This is a genomic window from Mesorhizobium sp. M2A.F.Ca.ET.043.05.1.1 (assembly GCF_003952445.1).
Taxonomy (GTDB): Bacteria; Pseudomonadota; Alphaproteobacteria; order Rhizobiales; family Rhizobiaceae; genus Mesorhizobium.
In genome coordinates this window covers 2,190,567-2,216,915 of sequence record NZ_CP034446.1, presented here as the reverse complement: position 1 = coordinate 2,216,915, position 26,349 = coordinate 2,190,567, and the positions used below count along the sequence as shown (strand labels likewise).

The 26,349-nt window shown below is 64.5% G+C and carries 22 protein-coding genes; 10 read left to right on the top strand and 12 right to left on the bottom strand.

Features of this window, described 5'->3' with window-relative positions:
* The first annotated feature begins 36 nt into the window (after positions 1-36).
* Both EJ069_RS10730 and EJ069_RS10725 read left to right on the top strand, forming a co-directional pair.
* Positions 37-294: a BrnT family toxin gene (locus EJ069_RS10730; RefSeq protein WP_126061253.1), complete on the top strand. Its 258-nt coding sequence runs from the start codon at positions 37-39 to the stop codon at positions 292-294.
* Entirely contained in the window at positions 281-607 is a 327-nt protein-coding gene (locus EJ069_RS10725) for a BrnA antitoxin family protein (RefSeq protein ID WP_126061252.1), read from the top strand. Before EJ069_RS10730 ends, EJ069_RS10725 begins: the two co-directional genes overlap by 14 nt.
* 16 nt (positions 608-623) lie before the next feature.
* Here the strand turns inward: EJ069_RS10725 and EJ069_RS10720 are convergent, their stop codons facing one another.
* The 3 genes from EJ069_RS10720 to hppD all read right to left on the bottom strand — a co-directional run bounded on the left by EJ069_RS10720 (position 624) and on the right by hppD (position 2,408).
* Positions 624-1,001 carry a type II toxin-antitoxin system VapC family toxin gene (locus tag EJ069_RS10720; RefSeq protein WP_126061251.1) on the bottom strand — a complete coding sequence of 126 codons (378 nt, stop codon included), beginning with the start codon at positions 999-1,001 and terminating at the stop codon, positions 624-626.
* Positions 998-1,222, bottom strand: a complete 225-nt coding sequence (locus tag EJ069_RS10715) for a type II toxin-antitoxin system prevent-host-death family antitoxin (protein ID WP_126061250.1) — start codon at positions 1,220-1,222, stop codon at positions 998-1,000. The genes EJ069_RS10720 and EJ069_RS10715 overlap by 4 nt, the downstream gene beginning before the upstream one ends.
* Before the next feature lie 70 nt (positions 1,223-1,292).
* Complete coding sequence (gene hppD, locus EJ069_RS10710) at positions 1,293-2,408, bottom strand: 4-hydroxyphenylpyruvate dioxygenase (protein WP_126061249.1); 1,116 nt, start codon at positions 2,406-2,408, stop codon at positions 1,293-1,295.
* 137 nt (positions 2,409-2,545) lie between these two features.
* On the opposite strand from hppD, the gene EJ069_RS10705 reads away from it, so the two are divergent.
* The gene (locus EJ069_RS10705; protein ID WP_042646286.1) at positions 2,546-3,013 is read left to right on the top strand and encodes an Lrp/AsnC family transcriptional regulator; all 468 of its coding nucleotides are present in this window, start codon (positions 2,546-2,548) and stop codon (positions 3,011-3,013) included.
* A gap of 64 nt (positions 3,014-3,077) precedes the next feature.
* On the opposite strand, the gene EJ069_RS10700 is transcribed toward EJ069_RS10705, so the two are convergent.
* The 6 genes from EJ069_RS10700 to aztA form a co-directional block, all read right to left on the bottom strand.
* Entirely contained in the window at positions 3,078-3,416 is a 339-nt protein-coding gene (locus EJ069_RS10700; protein WP_042646282.1) for a TIGR01244 family sulfur transferase, read from the bottom strand.
* A gap of 91 nt (positions 3,417-3,507) precedes the next feature.
* Positions 3,508-3,945 carry a DUF6691 family protein gene (locus tag EJ069_RS10695; protein WP_126061248.1) on the bottom strand — a complete coding sequence of 146 codons (438 nt, stop codon included), beginning with the start codon at positions 3,943-3,945 and terminating at the stop codon, positions 3,508-3,510.
* A 3-nt stretch (positions 3,946-3,948) separates the two neighbouring features.
* Positions 3,949-4,371, bottom strand: coding sequence for a YeeE/YedE thiosulfate transporter family protein (locus EJ069_RS10690; RefSeq protein WP_126061247.1), 423 nt, complete (start codon positions 4,369-4,371; stop codon positions 3,949-3,951).
* Between the two features lie 131 nt (positions 4,372-4,502).
* A complete protein-coding gene (gene aztC / locus EJ069_RS10685; RefSeq protein ID WP_126061246.1) occupies positions 4,503-5,444 on the bottom strand; it encodes a zinc ABC transporter substrate-binding protein AztC in 942 nt (313 codons plus the stop codon).
* Positions 5,445-5,473: 29 nt separating this feature from the next.
* Positions 5,474-6,349 (bottom strand): zinc ABC transporter permease AztB, encoded by an 876-nt coding sequence (gene aztB, locus EJ069_RS10680; RefSeq protein WP_126061245.1) that lies wholly within the window; start codon positions 6,347-6,349, stop codon positions 5,474-5,476.
* Entirely contained in the window at positions 6,349-7,173 is an 825-nt protein-coding gene (gene aztA, locus EJ069_RS10675; protein ID WP_126061244.1) for a zinc ABC transporter ATP-binding protein AztA, read from the bottom strand. Before aztA ends, aztB begins: the two co-directional genes overlap by 1 nt.
* Positions 7,174-7,397: 224 nt before the next feature.
* On the opposite strand from aztA, the gene EJ069_RS10670 reads away from it, so the two are divergent.
* Positions 7,398-7,742 (top strand): RidA family protein, encoded by a 345-nt coding sequence (locus EJ069_RS10670; RefSeq protein ID WP_126061243.1) that lies wholly within the window; start codon positions 7,398-7,400, stop codon positions 7,740-7,742.
* 330 nt (positions 7,743-8,072) lie between these two features.
* Here EJ069_RS10670 and EJ069_RS10665 read toward each other — a convergent pair whose 3' ends face one another.
* From EJ069_RS10665 to EJ069_RS10655, 3 genes are all read right to left on the bottom strand, one after another.
* Positions 8,073-9,053, bottom strand: a complete 981-nt coding sequence (locus EJ069_RS10665; RefSeq protein WP_189341472.1) for an IS5 family transposase — start codon at positions 9,051-9,053, stop codon at positions 8,073-8,075.
* An 87-nt stretch (positions 9,054-9,140) separates the two neighbouring features.
* Positions 9,141-9,887 (bottom strand): histidine utilization repressor, encoded by a 747-nt coding sequence (gene hutC, locus EJ069_RS10660; RefSeq protein ID WP_126061242.1) that lies wholly within the window; start codon positions 9,885-9,887, stop codon positions 9,141-9,143.
* A 13-nt stretch (positions 9,888-9,900) separates the two neighbouring features.
* A complete protein-coding gene (locus EJ069_RS10655) occupies positions 9,901-11,256 on the bottom strand; it encodes a formimidoylglutamate deiminase (protein ID WP_126061241.1) in 1,356 nt (451 codons plus the stop codon).
* 96 nt (positions 11,257-11,352) lie between these two features.
* On the opposite strand from EJ069_RS10655, the gene hutI reads away from it, so the two are divergent.
* The 6 genes from hutI to EJ069_RS10625 all read left to right on the top strand — a co-directional run bounded on the left by hutI (position 11,353) and on the right by EJ069_RS10625 (position 26,122).
* Positions 11,353-12,582, top strand: coding sequence for an imidazolonepropionase (hutI, locus tag EJ069_RS10650; RefSeq protein ID WP_189476271.1), 1,230 nt, complete (start codon positions 11,353-11,355; stop codon positions 12,580-12,582).
* Positions 12,579-14,114, top strand: a complete 1,536-nt coding sequence (gene hutH, locus EJ069_RS10645) for a histidine ammonia-lyase (protein WP_126061239.1) — start codon at positions 12,579-12,581, stop codon at positions 14,112-14,114. Before hutI ends, hutH begins: the two co-directional genes overlap by 4 nt.
* Positions 14,115-14,166: 52 nt before the next feature.
* Entirely contained in the window at positions 14,167-14,982 is an 816-nt protein-coding gene (gene hutG / locus EJ069_RS10640; protein ID WP_126061238.1) for an N-formylglutamate deformylase, read from the top strand.
* A gap of 28 nt (positions 14,983-15,010) precedes the next feature.
* Positions 15,011-16,681 carry a urocanate hydratase gene (gene hutU, locus EJ069_RS10635; RefSeq protein WP_126064682.1) on the top strand — a complete coding sequence of 557 codons (1,671 nt, stop codon included), beginning with the start codon at positions 15,011-15,013 and terminating at the stop codon, positions 16,679-16,681.
* A gap of 4 nt (positions 16,682-16,685) precedes the next feature.
* Positions 16,686-17,273 (top strand): HutD family protein, encoded by a 588-nt coding sequence (locus EJ069_RS10630; protein WP_126061237.1) that lies wholly within the window; start codon positions 16,686-16,688, stop codon positions 17,271-17,273.
* Positions 17,274-17,542: 269 nt separating this feature from the next.
* A complete protein-coding gene (locus EJ069_RS10625; protein WP_126061236.1) occupies positions 17,543-26,122 on the top strand; it encodes a glucoamylase family protein in 8,580 nt (2,859 codons plus the stop codon).
* Positions 26,123-26,349 lie beyond the last annotated feature (227 nt).

The window sequence follows — 26,349 nt, the reverse complement described above, 5'->3', positions numbered from 1 at the left end:
ATTCTTGACTGAATTATTGTAGGTACATAAATTCAGATGAAGATCGTTTGGGACGAACCGAAACGGTTGGCCAATATCGAGAAGCATGGGCTGGATTTCGCCGTTCTGGACGAGGAGTTCTTTCTGGCTTCGACGATCCGGGTGGCCAAAGCTGGCCGCTTCATGGCGATTGGTCGGGTAGTCGGTAGCGTTGTTGCGGTGGTCTTTGCCCGGCTTGGCTCCGAAGGCATCTCCATCATTTCAATGCGGCTGGCCAACCAGACGGAAAGGAGATTGTTCAATGGCGAAAGCTAAGCTGAGCATCATGAAACCCGACAAGGATTTTCAACCAGGCAAGGGCTTTACCAAGGAAGATTGGGACGCGGTTTCGGACAATCCCGAATGGACCGAGGAGGATTTTCGAAACGCCCGCCCCTTCACGGAAGTGTTCCCGGACCTCGCCGAAAGCATCCGCCGTTCGCGCGGCCGACCTGCGCTCGACAACCCGAAGAAGCAGGTGACGCTGCGTCTCGATAGCGACGTGGTCGCCCGCTTCCGCGCCGGCGGACCCGGCTGGCAGAGCCGCATCAACGACATTCTGCGGAAAGCCGCCGGCCTCCAAAAGTAGCTTGATCGTATGGCAGTCAGGCCAGTGCGACCTCGTATCGGGCAAAATGCGGGTCTGATGTCAGGATAGTCAGGTTTTCCATCTGCGCCTGCGCGATCAGCAACCGGTCGAACGGATCGCCGTGGTGAGGGGGCAGATCGCCGACGGCATGCGCGTGCCGAAATGTGACGGCGAGCGGCTGAAATCGCATCCTTGGAAGCAATGCGGGCAGGTCATCTGGCGCCTGAAGTTTTCCAATTGATCGTTTGATGGCGATTTCCCAAACGCTTGCCGCGCTCGCGAACACCACCGCTTCGGAGTTCAGGATGGCACGGTGCTGTTCGCTGAGACGTCGATCGTCCGAAATCGACCAGAGGATAATATGCGTGTCGGCGAGAAACGGACCTGTCGTCATTTGACGTACTCGTCCCATTCGGGACCGAGTTCGTCAAAGTCGTCCGCAATCCAGATCTTGCCCTTCAGGGCGCCGATACGCGGAAGCGGTTCGACCACCTCCGGAGGTACAATACGCGCGGCAACCCTGCCATGGCGCGTAAGCACGATCTCCTCGCCGGCTTCCGCGCGGCTTACGAGTTCCGACAATTTGGCCTTGGCTTCGGCGATGGAGACATTCATGGATGCGATCCTTTATGACCATAATTTAGGTCATAATTGATCGCATCGCAAGACATCCGAATCGGATCGCCTACGCCGCCTTGCCGTCCAGCTTGATCACGCCGCGCTTGATCTGGTCCTGCTCGATCGATTCGAACAGGGCGCGGAAATTGCCTTCGCCAAAGCCTTCGTCGCCCTTGCGCTGGATGAACTCGAAGAAGATCGGGCCGATCACGGTCTTCGAGAAAATCTGCAGCAGGATCTTGGTCATGCCGCCGTCGACCACGCCTTCGCCGTCGATCAGGATGCCGTGCTTCTTCATGCGCTCGATCGGCTCGTCATGGCCGTGCACGCGCTCATGCGACATTTCATAATAGGTGTCGGGCGGGCCGGGCATGAACTTCAGCCCGTTGGCGGCAAGCTTGTCGGTGGCCTCGTAGATGGCGTCGGTGCCCACCGCGATGTGCTGGATGCCCTCACCATTGTACTTCTTGAGGTACTCGGCGATCTGACTGGTCTCGTCCTTGGATTCGTTCAGCGGAATGCGGATCTTGCCGCAGGGCGAGGTAATCGCCCGGCTGACCAGGCCGGTGATCTTGCCGTCGATGTCGAAGAAATGGATCTGCTTGAAGCCGAACAGGTCGCGGTAGAAATCCCACCACTTGTCCATGTTGCCGCGATAGACATTGTGGGTGAGGTGGTCGAGGAAGTAGAAGCCGACGCCTTCGGGCTTGGGATCGCGCTCGCCTAACCACTCGAACTCGGCATCGTAGGCCGACCCCTTCTCGCCATAGGCTTCGATGAAATAGAGCAGCGAACCGCCGATGCCGACGATGGCCGGCACGTCGAGCGCCTTGTCGGTGCCTTCATAGGGCGTCGCGCCCTTCGACACGGCGTGCTCGAAGGCGTGCTTGGCATCGACCACGCGCCAGGCCATCGAGGCGGCGCAAGGGCCATGCTTTTCGACGAACTTCATCGCATGCGAGCCCGGCTCGGCATTGACGACATAGTTGATGTCACCCTGGCGCCAGACGGTGATGTTCTTGGTCCGGTGCTTGGCCACCGCGACATAACCCATGCGGGTGAAAAGCTCGGCAAGCTTGGCGGGCTCCGGATGCGCGAATTCGACGAATTCGAAACCGTCGGTGCCGGCGGGATTTTGCTTGCTGATTTTCGCGGGTGGCGCGTCGTGCGGGAAGGGGCCCATGGCAGTCCTCCGAAAGCTGTTGCGGCCAAGCTTGGCCATGCTCGCCATGATAGCGCGGAGCCGCCGCACGGTGCTTGCATTCAGCCGCCCATAACGCGCATCATGTGCGCAAATTGTGCATGAGTGGAGGAATAGGTATGGATGATGCGCGCCTTGATCAGTTTGACCGCAAGATAATGGCGCTTCTGCAGGACGATGCGCGATACACCAACAACGATCTTTCGGAGCGCGTGAACCTGTCGCCCTCGCAATGCTCGCGCCGCCGCCAGCGGCTGGAGGACGATGGCTACATCAAGGGCTACCGCGCCGTGCTCGACCGCGATCGTCTCGGCTTTTCGCTGGTCAACGTCATCTCGGTGACCCTGGCCACCCACAATCGCGACAATGCCCGCCGCTTCGGCGAACTGGTGGCGCGACTGCCCGAGGTGCAGGAGGCGCACGCGCTGACCGGCGAGATGGATTACATCCTCAAGGTGGTGACGCCCGATCTCAAATCACTGTCGGAGTTCGTCAACGGCGTTCTGCTGCCGCATGAATCCGTGCAGCACGTGAAGACGGCGATCGTGCTGGAGACGCTCAAGGAAACCGGCGCGCTGCCGATTTAAAGTGTGCTGATATTCAAGTGAGGCCGGCCTGACCTGAATATCAGTACACTTTCTCGGCAAATCGTCAGCCGCGCTGCTGCTGGATCAGCCCGTAAAGATTGGTGCAGCGGGCGCCGGAGCGGCAATAGGCGAAGACCGGCCCTTCGAGCTCGTCGAGCGCGGCGGCCTGGTCCTCGACATTGTCCATGGTGATCTGGCCGCTGATGACCGGAATGTAGCGGAACGCCAGCCCTGCCGCCTCAGCCGCGGCCTTGACGCTGTCGGCAGAGGGCTGGCCAGGCTGCTCGTCGTCCGGCCGGTTGCAGATCACGCTCTTGAAGCCGGCGTCCTTGATGGCGGCGATGTCCTGCGGCTGGATCTGGCCGGAGACCGAATAGTCGTCGCTGATCTGGCGGTATTCCATGATGTCGTCCTCGCAATTCTAGGCGCCTGTTGGCTTGGGCGCAGTTCTGCCACTCCCCAGACCGGCCGGCAACCACTGCGGTGGAGATTTCCTATGTGGTCGCCAGGCGGGCAAGCCGAGTCCTGGCCAAGCGCGCCACCGCGATGCCCGCCACCATCGCGACGACGAAGATCAGCGTCTCCGCGCGGCCAAGGCCGAGCGCCGGAATGGCGCCGCCGGGGCAAAAGCCGGCAATGCCCCAGCCGATGCCGAACAGCGCGGCGCCCCCGACGAGTTGGCTGTCGATGTCCTTCCTGCCCGGCAAGGCGAAAGCCGTTTCGAACACCGGCCTCTTGCGGAGGGCGAATATGAGGCGGTAACCGGCAAAGGCAACGGCCAGGCCGCCGCCCATCACGAAGATCAGGCTAGGATCCCAGGTTCCGGCGATGTCGAAGAAATTCAGCACCTTCGCCGGGTTGATCATGCCGGACACAGCGATGCCCAAACCGAAGAGGCCGCCGATCAGGAAGGCCGAGGCGAGCTTGCTCATGGTTCAGCTTCCAATCACATGACGGGTGACAAAAACGGTGACGAAGGCGGTGGCCATGAAGGTCGCGACGGCGACGAACGAGCGCGGCCACAGTCGCGCGATGCCGCAAATGCCGTGCCCGCTCGGACAACCGCCACCGAAATGCACGCCGACACCGACGAGAAAGCCGCCGACGACAAGGGCCAACGTCGGCACCGGCACATTGAACTCGATGTCCTTCCCGGCGAGCTGGATCAGCAACGGCGCGCCGATCGCGCCGGCGAGAAAGGCAGCGCGCCACTTCCAGTCGGCGGACACCGGCGGGATAACGCCGGTCAGTATCCCAGTCATTCCCGCAATGCGGCCATGCAATGCCATAAGCAGCACGGCCGACAGCCCGATCAGGGCTCCGCCAAGCAGAGACTGGAAAGGCGTGAAGTCGGTCATGGAAAGCCAATCCGCGTCGATAAGGAGATACTCATTCAGCAGATAGACATTTTCACACGGGAATCCAGCCGGAAATGGTCCGGCTGGAAAGGCGGCGTTGGCCGGTTCTCAACGCAGGCTGACAAGCCGGCTCAACTGCCGAGGATCGCGCCTTTGATCTGCGTGATGTTGTTGTGCATCATGTCGATATAGGTCGAAGCCGGGCCGTCCGACCCCGACAGCGCGTCCGAATAGAGCGTGCCGCCGACCTTGATGCCGGTCTCGCCGGCGATCTGCTCGATCAGCCGCGGATTGGTGATGTTTTCCACGAAGATCGCCGCAGCCCTGTCCTGCTTCACCTGTTCGACGAGCTTGGCGACGTCGGCCGCGGAAGGCTCGGAATCGGTCGAGATGCCCTGCGGCGCCAGGAAGGTCAGGCCGTATTCATGCTCGAAATAGCCGAAGGCGTCATGCGAGGTGATGACCACGCGCTTCGCCTCCGGGATCGACTGGATCGCCGCCTTCACGTCGCCTTCCAGCGCGTCGAGCTTGGTGGTGTAGGCTGCGGCGTTGGCCTTATAGCTGTCGCAACCTTCATTGTCGGCCGCGCAAAAAGCATCGGCGATGTTCTTCACATAGATCTTGGCATTGGCGATCGATTGGAAGGCGTGCGGATCGGTGACGGTCTTGCCGCCGCCGGTGCCGGCGCCTTCGGCAGCGTCCGCGTCGGCGAATTCCGGCTTGAAGTCGATCGGCGTGACACCCTTGGTCAACGTCACGATCGCGGCCTTGGTGGCGCTGGCGTCGACCAGGCGCTGCAGGAAACCTTCGAAATGCAGGCCGTTGACCAGCACGACGTCGGCGCCTGCCATCGCCACCGCGTCGGCCGGGCTCGGCTCATAGACATGCGCGTCGCCGTCCGGCCCGACGATGGTGGTGATGTTGACCCGGTCGCCGCCGACATTCTTGGCGAAATCGGCAATCACGGTAAAACTCGCCACCACTTTGAGCGGCGCCGCGAATGCGGAAGAGGTCGCGAAGGCGCTTAATGTTATAACACTCAACGCCAGCGCGGCACGGAAGGATTTCAGCATTGGGACAGTCTCCTTGCTTTGGGAATTGATCAGGCGGTGCGGTGGCGGTGATGCACGATGCGGGCGCGCAGCACGCCGCGCGTGCCGAACAGGATCGAGCAGAAATAGACGACGCCGGCCGAAAGGATGATCGCCGGGCCGGAAGGCAGCGAAGCGTGGTAGGACAGAAGCAACCCGGCGATGCAGGAGGCAAAGCCGATCAGCACGGCGAGCACGCACATCGGTTCGACGCGCACCGTCCAGAAGCGGGCGGCAGCTGCCGGCAGCATCATCAGCCCGACCGAGAGCAGCGTGCCCAGGGCCTGGAAGCCGCCGACGAGGTTGAGCACGACAAGGCCTAGGAAGATGAAATGCACTGGGCTGCCCATGCGGCTCACCGAGCGCAGGAACAGCGGATCGAGGCATTCGGCGACCAGCGCGCGCCAGAAAATGGCGAGGCAGGCGAGCGTCACCGCCACGATGCCGCCGATCAGGATCAGCGCCTCATTGTTGAGCGCGAGCACCGTGCCGAACAGCACATGCATCAGATCGACGCTGGAGCCGCGGATCGACACCATCAGCACGCCGACCGCAAGCGAGATCAGATAGAAGGCCGCCATCGAGGCGTCCTCGCGCTGGATGGTGAAGCGCGAGACCGCTCCCGCGCCGAGCGCCACGATGATGCCGGCGATCAACCCGCCGACGGTCATCGGCAGGATCTCGAGCCCGTAGAGCAGGAAGCCGGCGGCGGCACCCGGCAGGATGGCATGCGCCATGGCGTCGCCCGAAAGGCTCATGCGCCTTAGCATCAGGAAGACGCCGACCGGGCAGGCGCCGAGCGACAGCATCAGCGAGCCGAACAGCGCCCGCTGCATGAAGGCGAAATCGGCGAAGGGTGCGATGAACAAGCCGTAGAAAAATTCCATCACGCCGCCCTCGGTCCGGAGCCGTGGTCGTGATGATGATCATGCGCATGATCGTGATGGTCGTGCCCATGGTCATGGGCGTGATCATGCTCGCTCGGCTCGCACCAGGGCGCATTCTCTTCCCAGGCCTCGTGGAAGCGCCGTGCCTTGAGCAGGTTTTCCGGCCGCAGCGTTTCCTTTGTGTCGCCCCAGGCGACCGGCTGGCGGGCGAGCAGCAGCGTTTCCGGGAAATTCTGCCGCACGAGATCGAGGTCATGCACGACGACCATGATCGTACGCTCCTCGCCATGCCAGCGCTTTATCAATTGGATGAGATCGCCGACGGTCTTGGCGTCGACCGCATTGAAAGGCTCGTCGAGCAGGATGAGGTCGGCGTCCTGCAACAGCACGCGGGCAAACAGCGTGCGCTGCAATTGGCCGCCGGACAGCGTGTCGATCGGCCGCTTCTCGAAGCCGCCGAGCCCGACCGCCATCAATGCCTTGCTGACCGACTCGCGATCCTCTTTCGTATAGCGGCCGAGCATCCCGCGCTTCGGCCACAGGCCGAGCGAGACCAGATCGACGACCCGCGCCGGAAAGGAGCGGTCGAGTTCCGACTGCTGCGGCAGATAGGCGGTGCGGACGCCCGGCATGCGGACCACGGCCCCTTCCATCGGCTTCAGCACGCCCACGATGCCCTTCATCAGCGTCGACTTGCCCGAGCCATTGGCGCCGACCACCGCGGTCAACGAGCCTTTGCGGACGACGCCGTTCAGATGATGGATCGCCGGATGGCTGCCATAGCCGAGCGTCAGGTCGCGGAAGGTCAGGCAGGCATTGGTCATCAGGCGTCGGTCCGCGAAATCGGGTAGCTTGTCGATATGTGATGTTATTACATTAGTCAACATCGCGGTCCGGCGGAATTGTGACACGGCCGGTCAACTCGCCGTGTAGGCGGATGGGCGGACTCTCCGGACAATTGGCTCAATTGGTTTCGCGGCCACCGGCCTTGCCCCAGGGCGGTCCGGACTCTAAACAAGCGCGACTCCAAGAAACGAAGGAACCTGCAATGAGCATTCGTCGCATCGATGTCGGCCCGCGCATGAGCCAGATCGTCATCCACGGCAATACCGTCTACCTGGCCGGTCAGGTTGGCCAGCCCGGCGGCAACGTCGCCTCGCAGACGCGCGACATCCTGAAGACCATCGACGAATTGCTGGCCAAGGCCGGCACCGACAAGACCAAGATCGTCCAGGCGATCATCTGGCTGGCCGACATGGGCACCTTCGCCGAGATGAACTCGGAATGGGACAAGTGGGTGCCGCAGGGCCACACCCCGGCCCGCGCCACCGGCGAAGCCAAGTTGGCTACTCCGGAATATCTGGTCGAGATCATTGTGACGGCGGCGCTGTAGGGCGCGGCGCTTCCCCTTCTCCCCTTGTGGGAGAAGGTGGCCGCGAAGCGGCCGGATGAGGGGTGTTGGAAGGATCGCTGCGTTGAAGAAATGGGCGCTTGAAGCCCCCTGTTCTTCAGCGCCTCGTTTCTTCCAACACCCCTCATCCGTCTCGGCGCTGCACGCCGATCCACCTTCTCCCACAAGGAGGGTTTTGCATGGGAGCCGATATTTAGCGCACGAGGCAGATGGGCGTTTTTTGAAAGGCGCTCTGGCCGCTTTGGCGGGTTGTTTTGCCTCGCTCTTGAGGCCTCAGGCCGCCTTGGCAGTGGATTTTGGGCGGACTGCGCCTCATGCCGGCTTCCTCTTTGGGAAGAGGACTGCGGCCGCTCTTTGCAGATTGTAGCCGCAGCCGGCAAGCATGCACTGCGTCCGGTTGGTCGCAAGGTTGAAGAAGCGCAGTCGCCGCATGCCGTAGCGCTGTTTGAACACTGCAAACGGCCGCTCCACTGCCGCCCGCACCTTCGAGATGAGCCGGTTGCGCTGCTTCTGACGCGGTGTCAGCGGATGGTGCTTGTTGGCTCTGTGCATCAGCCGGTCCTTGATGCCGGCCTGCTTCAGCCGGGCATGGCGGGCATGGGTGTAGTAGGCTTGGTCGCCATAGGCCGCCTTCTCGTCCCCGATGATCAGGCCGTCGGCCGGCTCGGTATCGGTGACCGATGCATCCGTAAAGTCCATGCGCCGGATCAGCGTATGAGCATCGTCGACGCCGTTGTGCACCTTATAGCCGAACACGGTCTTGTTGCCCTTGCGTCCCCAACGTGCCTCGCCATCGGCCGATGGCCGCGCCGTCGCCTCCTCACCCTTCTTCGGCTTCGCCGGCGGGCGCGCGGCGGCCTGCATGAAGGAGGCATCGATCAACGTGCCGCGCTTGACGATCAGCCCCTTCTGCTCAAGCTGCCGCGTGATCTCATAAAACACCCGGTCGATCAGCCCATCGCACTTCAGCTCCTCGCGGAAACGCCACAACGTCGAATGGTCCGGCGTGGGGTCCGACAGGCTGAAACCGGCAAAGCGGCGGAACGACAGCCGGTCGCGCAGTTGTGCCTCCAGCGAAGGATCGCTGAGATTGTTCCACACGCCAAGCAGCAGACAGCGCAGCAAGGCCTCGGCCGGATAGCTAATGTTGCCCCGTCCTGGTCCGCTGCGCTGACCAAGAAGCGCCTTGATCGGCACCCAGTCGATCACTCGCGCGATCTGGTCAAGCTCCGTCACGTCCGACCACACCAGCCCATCCGCAAGGCTCAGTTGTCCAAGCACGCGATCGACCATCCGAATCATCTCCCCTTCATGCCGGACCTACGGAATCACCAACTCAGTTCCGTGCAAAGCCCTCACAAGGGGAGAAGGAGAAGAGCGCTACCCCTGCGACGGCGTGAACCTCGCCACCAGCGTATGGCTCTCCGCCGGATAGATGAAGCGTACATGGGTCACCGGGTGCTCAGCGCTCCAGGTGCGGCGCTCGACCACCAGGCAGGGCGCGCTCGCGTCGATGTCGAGCGCGTCGGCGATATTCTCGTCGGCGGCCATGGCGCGGATGCGATGTTCGGCCTCGCTCCACGGCACGCGGCCGATCAGCCAAGGGCCCGGCGCGATGTCGAGGAATTCCTCCTCGCCGGCCTCGGGTACGGCCGAAAGGTTGATCAGCCGCTGCTCCAGCGCGAACGGCCGTTCGCCGGCAAAATGCAGGCCTTCCAGCGCAAGCACCGGACCCGCGGCGGAAAGCCCGAGCCGCGCGCGGTCATCGGCGCTGCTGCGCCGCTTGAGGCGTTCCAGCCGCTCGTAGCGATAGGGCAGGCCGAGCGCCTCGACCTCGATCCTGATGTCGTGCAGTTCCAGCACCGCCGCCTGCGACTGCGGCTGGCGCACGAAACTACCCGACCGGCGCCGGCGCTCGATCAGCCCGGCCTTTGCAAGCTGCGACAGCGCCTTGTTCACCGTCATGCGCGAGCAATTGTATTGGGCCGTCAGTTCGTGCTCGAAGGGGATGCGATGCCCGGGCGTCCAGGCGCCCGAGAGGATCTTTTCACGGATGTCGGAGAGGATGCGCTGATGCAGCGAGAGGATCTCGCCGCCATCGACATCGTCTGTCTCGACCAGGCTCATCGGACGGTCCTGTTCAGCCTTGCGACAATGCGGTCATGACTTCGCGGAACCGCTTGGCAACGGCCTCGCGCTTGACATGCCTGCCGCCGCTGACCTGCTTTCTGCCATGCACCCAGACGCAATCGATCGTGCTGCCATTGGCAAAGATCCAGGCGTCGAGGATCGCGTCTCCCGTCTTGCCGGCCAGCGATGGATGGTTTTGATCGAGCGAGACGAGGTCGGCAGCGCCGCCGGCGGCAATTCGCGACGGGCCGGCGCCCAGCGCCAGGCTGCCGCCGTCGAGCGCCGCATCGAACAGGGCGCGCCCGTTGGAACCGCCGGGACGCGCCAGCACATTGCGGGCGCGATGGGCGAGGCGCTGCGAATATTCGAGCTGCCTCAGCTCGTCCGGCAGCCCGATCAGCACGTTGGAATCGGACCCGACACCGAAACGGCCGCCATGCTCAACGAAAAGCGGCGCCGCGAAAGTGCCGTCGCCGAGATTGGCCTCGGTGATCGGGCAAAGCCCCGCGATCGCCCCGGTCCGGGCCATGGCGATCGTCTCGGCCTCGGTCATATGCGTGGCGTGGATCAGGCACCAACTTTTGTCGACTTTGGCGTTGGCGAGCAGGAATTCGACCGGACGCTTGCCCGACCAGGCAACGCAATCCTCGACCTCCTTCACCTGCTCGGCGACATGGATGTGGATCGGACCGTTCGGCGCCATCGCTGCGACTGAATTGAGTTCGTCCGGCGTTGCGGCCCGCAAACTGTGCGGCGCGACGCCGACAACGGCTTGCTCAAGCGGACGAACAGCCTCGCGGGCTTTCTCAAGCAGACGCCCGAAACGTTCGACATCATTGATGAATCGCCGCTGGCCTTCATTGGGAGCGGCGCCGCCGAAGGCCGAATGTGCATAGAAGACCGGCAGGAGCGTTAGGCCGATGCCGGTCTCTCCGGCTGCCGCCGCGATCCGCTCCGCCATCTCGGCGATGTTGGCGTAGGGCTGTCCGTCGCAGTCGTGGTGGAGGTAGTGGAACTCGCCGACGCGCGAGAAGCCGGCTTCCAGCATCTCGACATAAAGCTGCGCCGCGACCACCTCGACTTGATCCGGCGTCATCGACAGCGCGAAGCGGTACATCACCTCGCGCCAGCTCCAGAAACTGTCGGCCGAAGGGCCGCGCAATTCGGCAAGACCTGCCATGCCGCGCTGGAAGGCGTGGCTGTGCAGGTTGGGCATGCCAGGCAGGACGATGGCATGGCGCTCGTCGCCCGCCTGCGCGATAGCGCCGGCCTCGACCTTGGAGATGCGGCCATCCTCAAAGGCGATCCTGACATTGCTTTGCCAGCCCTCGGGCAGCAGCGCCTGTTCTGCAAAGATTGCCGTCACGTTCCTCTCCGAATCTGAAGTCCGAGCGACATTATCGCTTGCGTCGCGTTTCAATATGTATATACATAATCGCTATCCAAGCAAACGGAAAAGATGATGGGTGGAGCAAGCGGGAAGAGCGGCCATCGGGTCTGGCGCAATGCGCGCCTGGCGACCATGGCTGAGGGCGCGACCGGTCTCGGTATCGTCGAGAAAGGCGCGGTCGTCGCGCGCGACGGCCTCATTGTTTATGCCGGTCGCGAGGCCGATATGCCGGCTGCGGCCGGGCAGGGCGCCGAGACCGTTGATTGCGTGGGGCGTTGGATCACGCCTGGCCTGATCGATTGCCACACGCACCTCGTCTATGCCGGCAACCGCGCCAATGAATTCGAGATGCGGCTGGCGGGCGCCACCTATGAAGAAGTGGCGCGCGCCGGTGGCGGCATCGTTTCCTCGGTCAAATCGCTGCGCGCCGCCAGCGAGAACGAGCTCGTCGCCCAGACTCTGCCGCGTCTCGACGCGCTGCTCGCCGAAGGCGTCACGACCGTCGAGGTGAAGTCCGGTTACGGCCTCAATGCTGACAACGAGAAAAAATCGCTGCGCGCCGCCCGCCGGCTGGCAGACGAGCGCCCGGTCACGATCCGCACCACTTGTCTCGCGGCCCATGCGCTGCCGCCGGAAGCCAAGGGCGACAAGGACGCGTTCATCGATCTCGTCGCGGATACCATCCTGCCGCAGGTCGCCGCCGAAAAGCTCGCCGACGCCGTCGACGGTTTCTGCGAGGGCATTGCCTTCTCGCCCGAGCAGATGGCGCGCGTTTTCGACAAGGCCAAGGCGCTCGGCCTGCCGGTGAAGCTTCATGCCGACCAGCTTTCCAATCTGCATGGCGCGGCGCTTGCCGCGCGCTATGGCGCGCTGTCGGCCGACCATCTTGAATACACGGACGAGGAGGGCGCCGCGGCGATGGCCAAAGCCGGCACCGTGGCGACAATCCTGCCCGGCGCTTACTACTTCATCCGCGAGACGAAGAAGCCGCCGGTCGATCTGTTCCGCCGCCACGGCGTGAAAATGGCGGTCGCTACCGACAGCAATCCCGGCACCTCGCCGCTCACCTCGCTGCTGCTCACCATGAACATGGCCGCGACTCTGTTCGGCATGACCGTCGACGAATGCCTCGCCGGCGTCACCCGTGAGGCCGCACGTGCGCTGGGACTCCTCGACAAGACTGGCACGCTGGAAGCCGGCAAATCGGCCGACCTCGCCATCTGGGACATCGAGCGCCCGGCCGAACTCGTCTACCGCATGGGCTTCAATCCGCTCCATGCCCGCATCTGGAGAGGACAATGACCGAACTGACCCTGACGCCCGGCAGCGCGACGCTTGCCGACTGGCGCGCCATCTATCGCGGCGCCGTGCCGAAGCTCGACGCCGCCTGCCGGCCGAAGATCAAGGCGAGCGCCGAGGCGGTGGCTCGCATCCTCGCCAAGGGCGAGCCGGTCTATGGCATCAACACCGGCTTCGGCAAGCTCGCCAGCGTCCGCATTCCAGAAAGCGATCTCGAGACGCTCCAGCGCAACATCGTGCTTTCGCATGCCGCCGGTGTCGGCGAGCCGATGCCCGTCGCGGTGGTGCGGCTGATGATGGCGCTGAAGCTCGCCAGCCTTGCCCAGGGGGCTTCCGGGGTTCGCGCCGAGACCATCGACCTGCTTCAAGGCATGCTCGCCAACGACGTCATTCCGGTCGTGCCCGCGCAGGGCTCGGTCGGCGCTTCCGGCGACCTCGCGCCGCTCTCGCACATGACCGCCGTGATGATCGGCGTCGGCGAATGCTTTACCCCGCATGGCCGCTTCCCGGCCAAGGTTGCGTTCGTCTCGCATGGGCTGGAGCCGGTGACGCTCGGCGCCAAGGAGGGGCTGGCGCTGCTCAACGGCACGCAATTCTCGACGGCTTTTGCGCTGGCCGGCCTGTTCGAGGCCGAGGTGCTCTACCAGTCGGCGCTGGTCGCCGGCGCGCTGTCGACGGACGCAGCCAAGGGCTCCGACGCCCCCTTCGATCCGCGCATTCATCTGTTGAGAAAACATCGCGGTCAGATCGAAACGGCGGATGCCTTGCGCAATCTGATGGCCGGCAGCGCCATCCGTGAATCGCATCGCGTCGACGACGAGCGCGTGCAGGATCCGTACTGTCTGCGCTGTCAGCCGCAGGTGATGGGCGCCGCGCTCGATGTGCTGCGCAAGGCCGCCGACACGCTTGAGACCGAGGCCAATGGCGTCACCGACAACCCGCTGATCTTCGCCGAGGACGACACCGCCCTTTCTGGCGGCAATTTCCACGCCGAGCCGGTGGCCTTCGCCGCCGACATGATCGCGCTGGCGGTCTGCGAGATCGGCTCGCTGTCGGAGCGGCGCATCGCTATGCTGGTCGATCCGGCGCTGTCCGGCATGCCGGCCTTCCTCACGCCCAAGCCGGGGCTCAATTCCGGTTTCATGATTCCGCAGGTGACGGCGGCAGCGCTTGTTTCGGAAAACAAGCAGAAGGCCTATCCGGCGAGCGTCGATTCCATCCCGACCTCGGCCAACCAGGAAGACCATGTCTCGATGGCCGCGCACGGCGCGCGCCGTCTGCTCGGCATGATCGAGAATGCGACCGCCGTCATCGGCATCGAATTGCTGGCCGCGGCGCAAGGCTGCGATTTCCAAGCGCCGCTGGCTTCGAGCGAGGCGCTCGAAGCCGTGCGCAAGCTGGTCCGCGCCGAGGTGCCGTGTCTGGACAATGACCGGCATTTCCATCCCGACATGGAGAAGGCGATCGCCATGGTGCGCAGCGGCGCCGCGGTGAAGGCGGCGGGTGCTGTGAAGCTGCCGGGGATTGCGTCGTGAGAATGCTAACGACGACACGGCGCCGTAGAGCGCCAACGCACGGAGGTCTCGCATGACCCCTCCCTGGCTTACCGTCACCCGAGGCACTGCGCCCCTGCTGGTCTCGATCCCGCACACAGGTATTGATCTTGCAGGCCTGGACTCCCGCCTGGTCTCGACCTGGCTTGGCCGGCGCGACTGCGACTGGTGGATCGACAAGCTCTATGATTTTGCCGCCGACCTTGGCGCGACCGTCGTGCACACCGCCATTTCGCGCACTGTCATCGACGTCAACCGCGACCCGTCCGGCGTTTCGCTCTATCCGGGCCAGGCGACGACGACGCTCTGCCCGACGGACACTTTTGACGGCGGTCCGCTCTACAATATGGGTGACGAACCGACGCCGTCCGAGATCGACCAGCGCCGCGAGACATATTTCGTGCCGTATCATGCCGCCCTGCAGGCCGAGATCGACCGGCTGCGCGGCATGCATGAGAACATCGTGCTCTATGACTGCCATTCGATCCGCTCGGTGCTGCCGCGCCTGTTCGAAGGCACGCTGCCGGTCTTCAACCTCGGCACCAATGACGGCAGGAGCACCGATCCGTCGCTGCAGCAAAAGGTCAGCGAGATCCTTGCCGCGACCGGCGAGAGCTGGGTGGTGAACGGCCGTTTCAAAGGCGGCTGGATCACCAGAAGCTTCGGCCAGCCCGAGAACGGCGTCCACGCGCTTCAGATGGAGCTCTCCAACCGCGGCTATATGCGCGAGCCGGCCGAAAAGGGTTCGCCGGAAAACTGGCCGGTCCCTTACGACCCAAGCTATGCCGCGCCGATCCGCGCCACGCTGAAAACCATTCTCGAAACCGCCATTGAATGGGCTGGGCGCTGACGCGCCGCCTTACTCGAAAGGGACAATGATGAACGATCCGCGCCACAACATCCGCGAAGTGCGTGCGCCCCGCGGCGACAAGCTCAACGCCCGCTATTGGACGACCGAGGCGCCGCTGCGCATGCTGATGAACAATCTCGACCCGGAGGTCGCCGAGAACCCCAACGAGCTGGTCGTCTATGGCGGCATCGGCCGGGCGGCGCGCACCTGGAACGATTTCGACCGCATTGTCGCTTCGCTGAAGACGCTGGGCGAGGACGAGACGCTGCTGGTTCAGTCCGGCAAGCCGGTCGGCGTTTTCAAGACCCATTCCAATGCCCCGCGCGTGCTCATCGCCAACTCCAACATCGTGCCGCATTGGGCGAACTGGGAGAAGTTCAACGAGCTCGATAGGAAGGGCCTGATGATGTACGGCCAGATGACGGCCGGTTCCTGGATCTATATCGGCACGCAGGGCATCGTGCAGGGCACCTACGAGACCTTCGTCGAGGCCGGCCGCCAGCATTACAATGGCGACCTCAAGGGCAAGTGGATCCTGACCGGCGGTCTCGGCGGCATGGGCGGCGCCCAGCCTCTGGCCGCCGTCATGGCCGGTGCCTCTTGCCTCGCCATCGAGTGCAACCCTGACTCGATCGATTTCCGCCTGCGCACCCGCTATCTCGACGAGAAGGCCGAGACGCTGGACGAAGCGATGGAGATGATCGACCGCTGGACCAAGGCCGGCGAGGCGAAGTCCGTCGGCCTGCTCGGCAACGCCGCCGAGATCGTGCCCGAAATGTTTAGGCGCGGCATCCGCCCCGACATCCTCACTGACCAGACCTCGGCGCATGACCCGATCAACGGCTATCTACCCAAAGGCTGGACCATGGCCGAATGGCGCGAGAAGCGCACCTCTGATCCGAAAGCCGTCGAAAAGGCGGCTCGCGCATCGATGCGCGAGCATGTCGAGGCGATGGTGGCGTTCTGGAACGCCGGCGTGCCGACGCTCGACTACGGCAACAACATCCGCCAGGTCGCCAAGGACGAAGGCTTTGAGAACGCTTTCGCCTTCCCCGGCTTCGTGCCGGCCTATATCCGGCCGCTGTTCTGCCGCGGCATCGGTCCGTTCCGTTGGGCAGCGCTGTCTGGCGATCCGGAGGATATCTACAAGACCGACGCCAAGGTACGAGAGCTCACCCCCGGAAATACGCACCTCCACAACTGGCTAGACATGGCGCGCGAGCGCATCTCGTTCCAGGGTCTGCCGGCGCGCATCTGCTGGGTCGGCCTCGGCGACCGTCACCGGCTCGGTCTCGCCTTCAACGAGATGGTCGCCAAGGGCGAGCTCAAGGCGCCCGTCGTCATCGGTCGCGACCACCTCGATTCCGGCTCGGTCGCCTCGCCGAACCGAGAGACCGAAGCGATGAAGGACGGCTCGGACGCCATTTCCGACTGGCCGCTGCTCAACGCGCTGCTCAACACCGCGTCGGGCGCCACCTGGGTGTCGCTGCATCATGGCGGCGGCGTCGGCATGGGCTTCTCGCAGCATGCCGGCATGGTGATCGTCGCCGACGGAACGGCTGACGCGGCGAAGCGCCTCGAGCGCGTGTTGTGGAACGATCCGGCGACCGGCGTGATGCGCCATGCCGACGCCGGCTACGACATCGCCATCCAGTGCGCCAAGGAGCACCAGCTCAACCTGCCGGGCATATTGGGCTGAACGGATGCGTATCCTTCGTGCCGCCGATTACCGCGTCATGCCGTGGAAGAATGGCGGCGGCACGACCACGGAGATCGCGGTTTCGCCCGACGGCGCCGGACTCGACGAGTTCGACTGGCGCGTCTCGATGGCCCGCGTCGAAACCAGCGGGCCGTTCTCCAGCTTCGCCGGCATCGACCGCACGCTGTCGGTGCTGAAAGGCGAGGGGATTGTCCTCGACATTGCCGGCCAGCCGACGGCGCGGCTGACCACGGCGTCAGTGCCGCTCGCCTTTGCGGGCGACGTGCCGACCAGCGCGGCGCTGATCGGCGGTCCGATCACCGATCTCAACGTCATGACCCGCCGTGGCCGCATGGCCCATGCCGTCGAGCGCCGGCCGCTCTCCGGCGAGATTAGCATCACTTCGCGCGCCGACACGACGCTGGTTCTGGCAGTCAACGCAGGCTTCACGCTTCTCACGGATGACAGGCAGAGCCTCGGACCGCTCGATACGCTGATCCTCGAGCGCGACAGCCCGCAATTGCGGCTCCAGCCTGAGGGGCAGGGGCTGCTTTTCGTGATCGCGATCGATCGCCTCGCCGCCAACCATTAACGGCTGTTGCCAAACATGATCGCGGCGCGGGCGAATTATCGCCCGGCCCCTTGCATGTATCACGAAAAAGCCTGATTCCTTGCCCTGATCCAACCGGGGGCGAAGAGCGAGGGGCGTTCGCCCGCAAGCTGTCGAAAGGGCACGCCCTGTTGTGGTGCGCAGAACAAACTTTCGGCGGATCAGTCATGCAACCAATTGCAATTGAACCGGTTTTAGGGCCATTGCCGTGGCGGTGACGCCGCATTGCGCCCCCGCTTACGGAATTTTCAATGAACATTCAGACCAATCCCAATAAGATCGAACAGACAAGCGCCGGCTTCCCGTTGGTGACGGAAGCGCCGATACGCTCCAATTTCCTGCCTGAGGACCGGCTGCGCGCCTTGGGCGTCGCTTTAGCCAAGGGCGAGGTCAAGGACCTGTTCGGCCTCGCCCCGTTCGAGTTCCAGGCCCGCATCCGCGACAGCGCCAAGAAGATCCTCGAAGTCTACCGTTCGACCAATGCCGCTCAGGCCAAGGGCGAGACCATCACGCCGGCCGCGCAATGGCTGCTCGACAACAACTATTTGGTCGAGGAGACGATCTTCCAGGTCAAGCGCGACCTGCCGCGCCGCTTCTACCGCCAGCTGCCGACGCTCACGCTCGGCGACGGCACTGTGCTGCCGCGCGCCTTCGTCGTTGCCTGGAGCTATGTCGAGCATTCCGACAGCTCGGTCTCGGCCAACATGTTCAAGGCCATTGTCGAGGGCTTCCAGTCGGTCGAGCCGATGAAGATCGGCGAGCTCTGGGCGCTGCCCTCGCTGCTGCGCTTTGTGCTGATCGAGAACCTGCGTCGCATCGCCGTGCGCGTCGACCGCACCAGGCAGATGCGACACATCGCCAACGAGGTTGCCGACCGGGTTCTCGCGACCGACGACAATGCCGACCGCACCAGGATCCTGTCCAACTACAGCGCGCATGCGCAGGACACCACTTTTGCCACCCAGTTGCTCTACCGCCTGCGCGACGGGTCGCAGAACGCCGGCCGGGCGCTGGAATGGCTGGAGGGAGAGCTGGAAAAGACCGGCTCCGATGCCGAGGAGATCATCATCTCCGAGCATCAGACGCTCTCCAGCGGCAATGTCACGACCGGCAACATCATCCGCGGCCTGCGCCTCATCAACGACGTCGACTGGACGGTCTGGTTCGAAGGCGTCAGCCGCATCGACACGCTGCTCCGTGAAAAGACCGATTTCGCCGACCTGGATTTCTTCTCGCGCGATCAGTACCGCACCGCGATCGAGCAGTTGGCGCGGCGCTCGGAGCTCTCCGAATACCGGGTGGCCGAAAAGGCGATCGAGCTTGCCGGCCACACGCCCGGCGTCACCGATGCATCCGGCGTGCCGGAGACAGCGGATCCGGACGTGCACACCGATGTCGGCTTCTTCCTGGTCGGGCCGCGCCGTCAGGAGCTGGAAAAGGCGATCGGCTACCGGCCGCCTTTCTATGTGACCTTCAAGCGTGCCTTTGCCAGCGCCGGCTGGATGGGCATCGTCGGCCCGGTTTTCCTTCTGACGGCGCTGCTGTTGGTGCTGTCGGGCAGGGCGCTCGCCAATCTCGGCCTGTCGGTGGAGCCGATCACGCTGATGCTGGCGCTGTTCGCAGTGCCGGCAAGCGAAGGCGCGCTGGCCTTCTTCAACACCGTCGTGGCGCTGTTCCTCAAACCCACCCGGCTTGTCGGCTACGACTACAACAAGCACGGCATCCCGGCCGAGGCGCGCACGCTGGTCGTGGTGCCCTCGCTGATCGGCTCGCGCGACGACGTCGAGGAAAACATCCGTAACATCGAGGTGCACCACCTCGCCAACACGGCCGAAGAGATCCATTTCGCCCTGTTGTCCGACTGGCCGGATTCCAAGACCGAGATCGACGCCGCCGACATCGAGATCCTGCAATATGCCCGTGACGAGATCGCCAGGCTCAACGCCCGCTATCCGTCGGAAGGCTCGCCGCGCTTCTATCTCCTGCATCGCCGCCGGCTCTACAATCAGGCGCAAGGCTGCTGGATGGGCTGGGAGCGCAAGCGCGGCAAGCTGCATGAGCTGAACCTTCTCCTGCGTGGCGACAGCGACACCACCTTCCTGCCGCTCGACGTGCCGCTGCCGGAAAAGGTCGTCTATGTGATGACGCTCGACGCCGACACGCGCACGACTCGCGACGCGGTTTCGAGCCTGGTCGGCAAGCTCGCCCATCCGCTCAACCGCCCGCATTTCGATCCGGTCAAGCGCGTCGTCACCGCGGGCTACACGATCCTGCAGCCGCGCATCACGGCGTCGCTGACCAGCGGCGACGACGCCTCCTTCTTCCAGCGCGTCTTCTCGGCCAATCGCGGCCTCGACCCCTATGTCTTCGCCGTATCCGACGTCTACCAGGACGTCTTCGGCGACGGTTCCTTCACCGGCAAGGGCCTCTACCATGTCGACGCCTTCGAGGCGGCGCTGAAGAACCGCATCGACGAAAACACCATCCTCAGCCACGACCTGCTCGAAGGCGCGCTCTCGCGCGCCGCTTTGGTCACCGACGTCGAGCTGGTCGAGGACTATCCCACCCGCTACTCGGTCGACGCCTCGCGCCACCATCGCTGGGCGCGCGGCGACTGGCAGCTGCTCGGCTATATTTTCGACCCGCGCTCCGGGGTGCCGGCGCTGTCGCGCTGGAAGATGGTCGACAATCTGCGCCGCTCGGTCACCCCGATCTTCTGGGTCCTGGCCTGCGTCGCCGGCTGGACGCTGCTGCCCTTCACCCAGGCGGCGCAGTGGCAGGCGCTTATGATCCTCAGCCTGTTCATGGCGCCTACCTTCGACATCGTGAACGGCATCCTGCCCAAGAGCGGCGACCAGACGCCGCGCGGCCATTTCTCGGCACTTGCGCGCGACACCGTGTTCGGCACGGCGCTGGTGGCGCTGAAGGTGCTCTTGATGGCGCATCTCGCCTGGATGATGGGCGACGCCATCATTCGCACCATCTACCGCCTCTTCGTCAGCCGGCAGAACCTGCTCGAATGGCGCACCGCCTCGCAGGCCGCCAAGGGCGGCAACGATCTCGGCGCCTATTATGGCATGATGTATGGCGCGGTGATCATCGGCGTCGTCGGCCTGGCTATTCCGGTGCTGGCCGATTCCACAGGCGCCTTCGTCGCCTTCTTCTTCGCCATCTTCTGGATCGCTTCGCCCGCCGTCGCCTGCTGGATCAGCCGCTCGGCCGAGACCGAGGACAGGCTGCGCATCTCGAGCGCCGACATCCAGGTGCTGCGCACCTTCGCGCGCCGCACATGGCACTATTTCGAGACCTTCGTGACGCCCGAGCAGCATCATTTGCCGCCGGACAATTTCCAGGAAAGCCCGGCGCCGGTGGTGGCGCCGCGCACCTCGCCGACCAATATCGGCGTCTATCTGCTGTCGGTGGTTTCGGCGCGCGATTTCGGCTGGATCAGCCTGTCGGACGCCATCACCCGCATCGACGCGACGATGACGACCATCGAGAACATGCCGCGCGACCGCGGCCATCTCTACAACTGGTATGACACGACGACGCTGAAGCCGCTCTATCCGCTTTACATCTCGGCGGTCGACAGCGGCAATCTCGCCGGACATCTGGTCGCGGTTGCGGCCTCCTGCGCCGAATGGGCCGAAGCGCCGTCCGTGCATCTGCAGGGCGATTTCGAAGGCATCATCGACACCGTCACCATCCTCGACGAAAGCCTGGAAGAGCTGCCGGACGACCGCCGGCAGCTGCGGCCGCTGCGCCAGCGCCTGGCCGACCGTCTCGACGGCATGCGCCGCGCGGTTGCGACCATCAAGGCGCAGCCGGAGATGGCCTCGATCCGGACCATCAACCTTGCCGTGCTCGCCGGCGAGATCCGCAAGCTCGCCACCGCCATCCACACCGAGGCCGCCTCGCCGAAGAGCGATGTCATCGCCGATTGGGCGGCGAGACTCGAGGCGACCTGCGAGGCGCATGTGCACGATTCGCACAATGACGAGAGCGCAGTCGCCGCTCTGCGCGCCAAGCTGCTGGCGCTACGCGAGCGCTGCCGCCGCTACGCTTTCGAGATGGATTTCTCCTTCCTGATGCGTCAGGAGCGCAAGCTGCTCTCGATCGGCTACCGCGTCGAGGACCGCCAGCTCGACGAAAGCTGCTACGACCTTCTCGCCTCCGAGGCGCGGTTGACGAGCCTGTTCGCCATCGCCAAGGGCGACCTGCCGACCGAGCATTGGTTCCGTCTCGGACGCCCGATCGTCGAGATCGGCTTCCAGGGCGCGCTGATGTCCTGGTCGGGCTCGATGTTCGAGTATCTGATGCCGCCTCTGGTCATGAAGGAGCCGCAGGGCTCGATCCTCAACCAGACCAGCAAGCTCATCATCAAGCGCCAGATCCAATATGCGCGTTCCAAGAACGTGCCCTGGGGCATTTCGGAAGCGGCCTACAACGCCCGCGACCGCGAGCTCACCTATCAGTACACCAATTTCGGCGTGCCCGGCCTCGGCCTGAAACGGGGCCTTGGCCAGAACACCGTGATCGCGCCCTATGCGACGATTCTCGCGGCGCAGTTCAGCCCGCGCGAGGCGGTGCAGAACCTGCAGAGGTTGCGCTCGATCGGCGCGCTTGGCCGCCACGGTTTCTATGACGCGGTCGATTTCACGCCGCAGCGCGTGCCTGAAGGCACCGACCACGCCGTGGTGCAGAACTATATGGCGCACCATTCCGGCATGTCGATCGCCGCTGTCGCCGACGCCATTTTCGAGGGCCGGCTGCGCGAGCGTTTCCACAGCGACCCGGTGATCGAGTCGGCCGAGCTCCTCCTGCAGGAGAAGGCGCCGCGCGACATTCCGACCGCGACCGTCAGGACGGAAGCCGACGAGCGATCCAAGGACGAGACCGAGACCGAGAGCCCGGACAGCCGGGTCATCCTCGACCCCATCAAGGCGCTGCGGGCGACCAACGTCATGTCCAACGGCCGCTATTCGGTCATGGTCACAGCGACGGGCTCCGGCTACAGCCGCTTCGGCGAGCTTGCCGTCACCCGCTGGCAGCCGGATCCGAGCGAGGATCGCCTCGGCTCCTACATCTTCCTGCGCGACACCGCGACGGGCGACTGGTGGTCCGCCACCGCCGAGCCGAAGCGCGCCGAAGGCGAACGCGTCCAGACGCTGTTCGGCGACGACAAGGCGAGCTTCACCAAGTCCGTCGGCTCGCTGCGTTCCGAGGTCGAGTGCATCGTCATTTCCGAGGGCAATGGCGAAGGCCGCCGCATCACCCTCTACAATGACGGTGCCACCGACCGGCATATCGAGGTGACCTCCTTCGCCGAGCTGGTGCTGGGCAACGAGGCCTCGGACAACGCGCATCCGGCCTTCTCCAAGATGTTCGTCGAGACTGAGATCGCGCCGAACAACGGCGCGATCTTCGCCACCAGGCGCAAGCGCGACAAGAACGACCCCGACCTCACCATGGTGCATTTCGTCACCGACCCGTCGGGCCCGTCGCGCGATGCCGAGGCCGAAACCGACCGGCGCGCCTTCATCGGCCGCGGCCGCACCATCGCCGATGCCGTCGCCTTCGACCCCGGCGTCCGGCTTTCCGGCAGCCAGGGCTTCACGCTGGACCCGGTGGCGGCGCTGCGCCGCCAGGTCCGCGTGCCGGCCAACAAGAAGATATCGCTGACCTTCTGGACCGCCGTCGGCGCCAATCGCGCCGAGCTCGACGAGGCGATCGCCCGGCTCGACCATCAGGAGAGCTTCGCACGCCAGGCGATGCTTGCCTGGACGCGCAGCCAGGTGCAGACGCGCCATCTGGGCCTCAGCCTCACCGACGCCGCCAATGTGCAGAAGCTCGCCCGCTACCTGATCTATCCCGATCCGTTCCTGCGCCTGCCGGCGGAATCCATCGCCTCGGGCCTCGGTCGCCAGTCGAGCCTGTGGCCGACCAGCATCTCCGGCGATTTCCCGATCTTCCTGGTGCGCATCGGCGACGTCGCCGATCTCGAGATCGTCGCCCAGGCGCTGCGCTTCCAGGAATATATGCGGGCGCGCGGCATGATGATCGACTTCGTCGTCGTCAACGAGCAGGCCTCGTCCTATGTGCAGGACCTGCAGCGCGCGGTGGAGACGCTGTGCGAGAACAGCCGCCTGCGCGGCCGCGAGCTTGGGCCGCGCCAGCACATCTTCGCGGTGCGCCGCGACCTGATGGACGAGCCGACCTACAAGACCCTGCTGTCGGTCGCGCGGGTGGTTCTTCACACCCGCAACGGCACGATCTTCGATCAGCTCGAACGCGCCGAGACCGCGGCGCTGCAGGCCCGCGATGCCTTGCTGCAGGCCGAGGGCGGCTCACCGCGTGAACCCAACCCACCGCTGCCCTTGCCGGTGCCGGCAAGCCAGGCTGGAGCCGACATCGCCGCCGACGGCCGAGGCCTCAGCCTCTGGAATGGCTATGGCGGCTTCGACGGCGACGGCCGCCACTATGTCACGCGGCTGACCGGACGGCGTGTGACGCCACAGCCCTGGATCAACGTCATCTCCAACGCCTCCTTCGGCTTCCACGTCTCGGCCGAAGGCGCAGGCTTCACCTGGAGCCGCAACAGCCGCGACTACCAGCTGACGCCATGGTCGAACGACCCGGTGTCGAACCGGCCGGGCGAGGGCTTCTATGTCTTCGACCATGCCAGCGGCAAGGCGTTCTCGCCGATGGCGGCGACGGTCCGCGATCCGGCGATGACCTATGAGACCTGGCACGGCCAGGGCTTTTCGACCTTCCGCTCCAAGCGCGGCCCATTGTCGATGGACCTGACGCAGGTGGTGGATCCCGTCGATCCGGTGAAAATCAGCCGGTTGCGCATCCAGAATTCCGGATCTGTGCCGGCGCGGCTGCGCGTCTATGCCTATGCCGAATGGGTGCTGGGCGGCCATCGCTCGCGCACGGCGGCGACCATCGTGCCCGCGCGGGACACGGCAACAGGGGCCATGCTGGCGCAGAACCCCTACGGCCTCGACTTCGGCGAGCGCGTCGCCTTCCTGGGAGCAAGCCATCCGATCCATTCGGTGACCGCCGACCGCTCCGAATTCATCGGCAGGCACGGCACGACGGAGTATCCGCAGGCCGTGCTGGGCGGGCTTGCGCTCTCCGGTCGCATCGAGGCGGGCGATGACCCTTGCGCGGTCGTCGCCAGCGACATCGACATTCCCGCCGGCGGCGACGTCACGCTGTCCTGGCTGCTCGGCGACGCGGCCACGCCCGCCGAAGCAAGCGCGCTGGTGCAGACCCATCGCGGCAAGGATTTCGACCAGCGCCTGGCCGACAATGAAAAGGCCTGGCGCGGCTTCCTCGACACCATCCAGGTCGAGACGCCGGACGAGGCGATGAACGCCATGGTCAACCACTGGCTGCCCTACCAGAGCCTGGCCTGCCGTATCCGCGCGCGCTCGGCCTTCTACCAGGCAAGCGGCGCCTTCGGCTTCCGCGACCAGCTGCAGGACACGCTGGCGCTTCTGGCGCACGATCCGAAGCTGGCGCGCGACCAGATCCTCAATGCCGCGCGCCGGCAGTTCCCGGAAGGCGACGTGCAGCACTGGTGGCTGCCGCGCACCGATGCCGGCGTGCGCACCATGATCTCGGACGATGTCGTCTGGCTGGCGCATGCGACGGCGCGCTACATCGAGGTGACCGGCGACGCCGCGATCCTCAAGGAGCAGTTGCCCTTCATCGACGGGCAGCAGCTTGGAGAAGGCGAGCATGACGCCTTCTTCACGCCCGAGATCACCAAGAACACCGCTTCGCTCTACGACCATTGCGCCCGGGCGCTCGATCTTGCGATCAAGCGCAGCAGCCCCGCCGGCCTGCCGCTCATCCTCGGCGGCGACTGGAACGACGGCATGAACCGTGTCGGCGAGGGCGGCAAGGGCGAGAGCGTGTGGCTGGGCTGGTTCCTCCTGAAGACCCTCACCGACTTTGCCCCTGTCGCCAAGGGGCAGGGCGACACCAAGCAGGCACAGGCCTGGCTGAAGCACGCCGACGTGCTGAAGCGGGCGCTGGAAAGCACCGCCTGGGACGGTCAATGGTACCGGCGCGGCAGTTTCGACGACGGCACGCCGCTCGGCTCGCACAATTCGGACGAGTGCAAGATCGACTCGATCGCTCAATCCTGGAGCGTGCTGTCGGGCGAGGGCGATCCGGCCCGCTCGACGACGGCCATGGAGCAGGCGACCAACATGCTGGTCGATGACGAGCTCAAGATCGTCAAGCTGTTCACGCCGCCCTTCTCGAAAAGCGAGAAGGACCCCGGCTACATCAAGAGCTACCCGCCGGGCGTGCGTGAGAATGGCGGCCAGTACACCCACGCCGCCACCTGGTTCGTGATCGCGCTGGCCGAAATGGGCCGCACCGACGAGGCCTATCACTGCTTCTCGATGCTGAACCCGGTCAACCACGCCTCGGACGAGGCGGCGGCCGAGCATTACCGCGTCGAGCCCTATGTCGTGGCCGCCGACATCTATGCCGGCGAAGGCAAGGGCGGCCGCGGCGGCTGGACCTGGTACACGGGCTCGGCCGGCTGGCTTTACCGCGCAGCGGTGGAAGGCATCCTCGGCATCGAGCGGCGCGGCAGGGAGATCACGTTTCGGCCAAAGCTGCCCGGACACTGGGACGGCTACGCCGCGACGCTCAAGATGTTCGGCGGCGAGATCAAGGTTCGGGTCATCCGCGACAAAAAGACCAAGTCGATCTCGCTAGAAGTCGACGGTTCGAAGAAAAAATCGGCCTCCTTCGAGCCGAAAGCCGGCGACAAGACCGAGGTCGTCGTCAGGATACCTGCGTAAAATCAAAGACTTGGCTTCTCGGCCGCGCATCCCTCGGGGTGCGCGGCCGATCGCCGTTTTTTACTTGGCGCGGTTGCCGCACTCCATCGCGCGCCTTCCTTTAGGGCAGGCTAAGCAAGCAGGCTGTGATTAAAAATGTGGCAGCGGGGAGCAAGTGCCACTATTTTGCCGCAAGGCTGACATTTCACCTTTTATCTCAAACCGTTAGGTGATCACGTCAGATTTCG

Bases quoted from the DNA above. Each gene is read 5' to 3' on its own strand.
- EJ069_RS10720 (WP_126061251.1), bottom strand. From the start codon at position 1,001: ATGACGACAGGTCCGTTTCTCGCCGACACGCATATTATCCTCTGGTCG.
- EJ069_RS10725 (WP_126061252.1), top strand. From the start codon at position 281: ATGGCGAAAGCTAAGCTGAGCATCATGAAACCCGACAAGGATTTTCAA.
- hutU (WP_126064682.1), top strand. From the start codon at position 15,011: ATGAACGATCCGCGCCACAACATCCGCGAAGTGCGTGCGCCCCGCGGC.
- hppD (WP_126061249.1), bottom strand. From the start codon at position 2,408: ATGGGCCCCTTCCCGCACGACGCGCCACCCGCGAAAATCAGCAAGCAA.
- hutH (WP_126061239.1), top strand. From the start codon at position 12,579: ATGACCGAACTGACCCTGACGCCCGGCAGCGCGACGCTTGCCGACTGG.
- EJ069_RS10670 (WP_126061243.1), top strand. From the start codon at position 7,398: ATGAGCATTCGTCGCATCGATGTCGGCCCGCGCATGAGCCAGATCGTC.
- EJ069_RS10695 (WP_126061248.1), bottom strand. From the start codon at position 3,945: ATGAGCAAGCTCGCCTCGGCCTTCCTGATCGGCGGCCTCTTCGGTTTG.
- aztC (WP_126061246.1), bottom strand. From the start codon at position 5,444: ATGCTGAAATCCTTCCGTGCCGCGCTGGCGTTGAGTGTTATAACATTA.
- hutI (WP_189476271.1), top strand. From the start codon at position 11,353: ATGGGTGGAGCAAGCGGGAAGAGCGGCCATCGGGTCTGGCGCAATGCG.
- EJ069_RS10625 (WP_126061236.1), top strand. From the start codon at position 17,543: ATGAACATTCAGACCAATCCCAATAAGATCGAACAGACAAGCGCCGGC.
- hutC (WP_126061242.1), bottom strand. From the start codon at position 9,887: ATGAGCCTGGTCGAGACAGACGATGTCGATGGCGGCGAGATCCTCTCG.
- EJ069_RS10690 (WP_126061247.1), bottom strand. From the start codon at position 4,371: ATGACCGACTTCACGCCTTTCCAGTCTCTGCTTGGCGGAGCCCTGATC.
- EJ069_RS10715 (WP_126061250.1), bottom strand. From the start codon at position 1,222: ATGAATGTCTCCATCGCCGAAGCCAAGGCCAAATTGTCGGAACTCGTA.
- aztA (WP_126061244.1), bottom strand. From the start codon at position 7,173: ATGACCAATGCCTGCCTGACCTTCCGCGACCTGACGCTCGGCTATGGC.
- EJ069_RS10700 (WP_042646282.1), bottom strand. From the start codon at position 3,416: ATGGAATACCGCCAGATCAGCGACGACTATTCGGTCTCCGGCCAGATC.
- EJ069_RS10630 (WP_126061237.1), top strand. From the start codon at position 16,686: ATGCGTATCCTTCGTGCCGCCGATTACCGCGTCATGCCGTGGAAGAAT.
- EJ069_RS10730 (WP_126061253.1), top strand. From the start codon at position 37: ATGAAGATCGTTTGGGACGAACCGAAACGGTTGGCCAATATCGAGAAG.
- hutG (WP_126061238.1), top strand. From the start codon at position 14,167: ATGACCCCTCCCTGGCTTACCGTCACCCGAGGCACTGCGCCCCTGCTG.
- EJ069_RS10705 (WP_042646286.1), top strand. From the start codon at position 2,546: ATGGATGATGCGCGCCTTGATCAGTTTGACCGCAAGATAATGGCGCTT.
- EJ069_RS10665 (WP_189341472.1), bottom strand. From the start codon at position 9,053: ATGGTCGATCGCGTGCTTGGACAACTGAGCCTTGCGGATGGGCTGGTG.
- aztB (WP_126061245.1), bottom strand. From the start codon at position 6,349: ATGGAATTTTTCTACGGCTTGTTCATCGCACCCTTCGCCGATTTCGCC.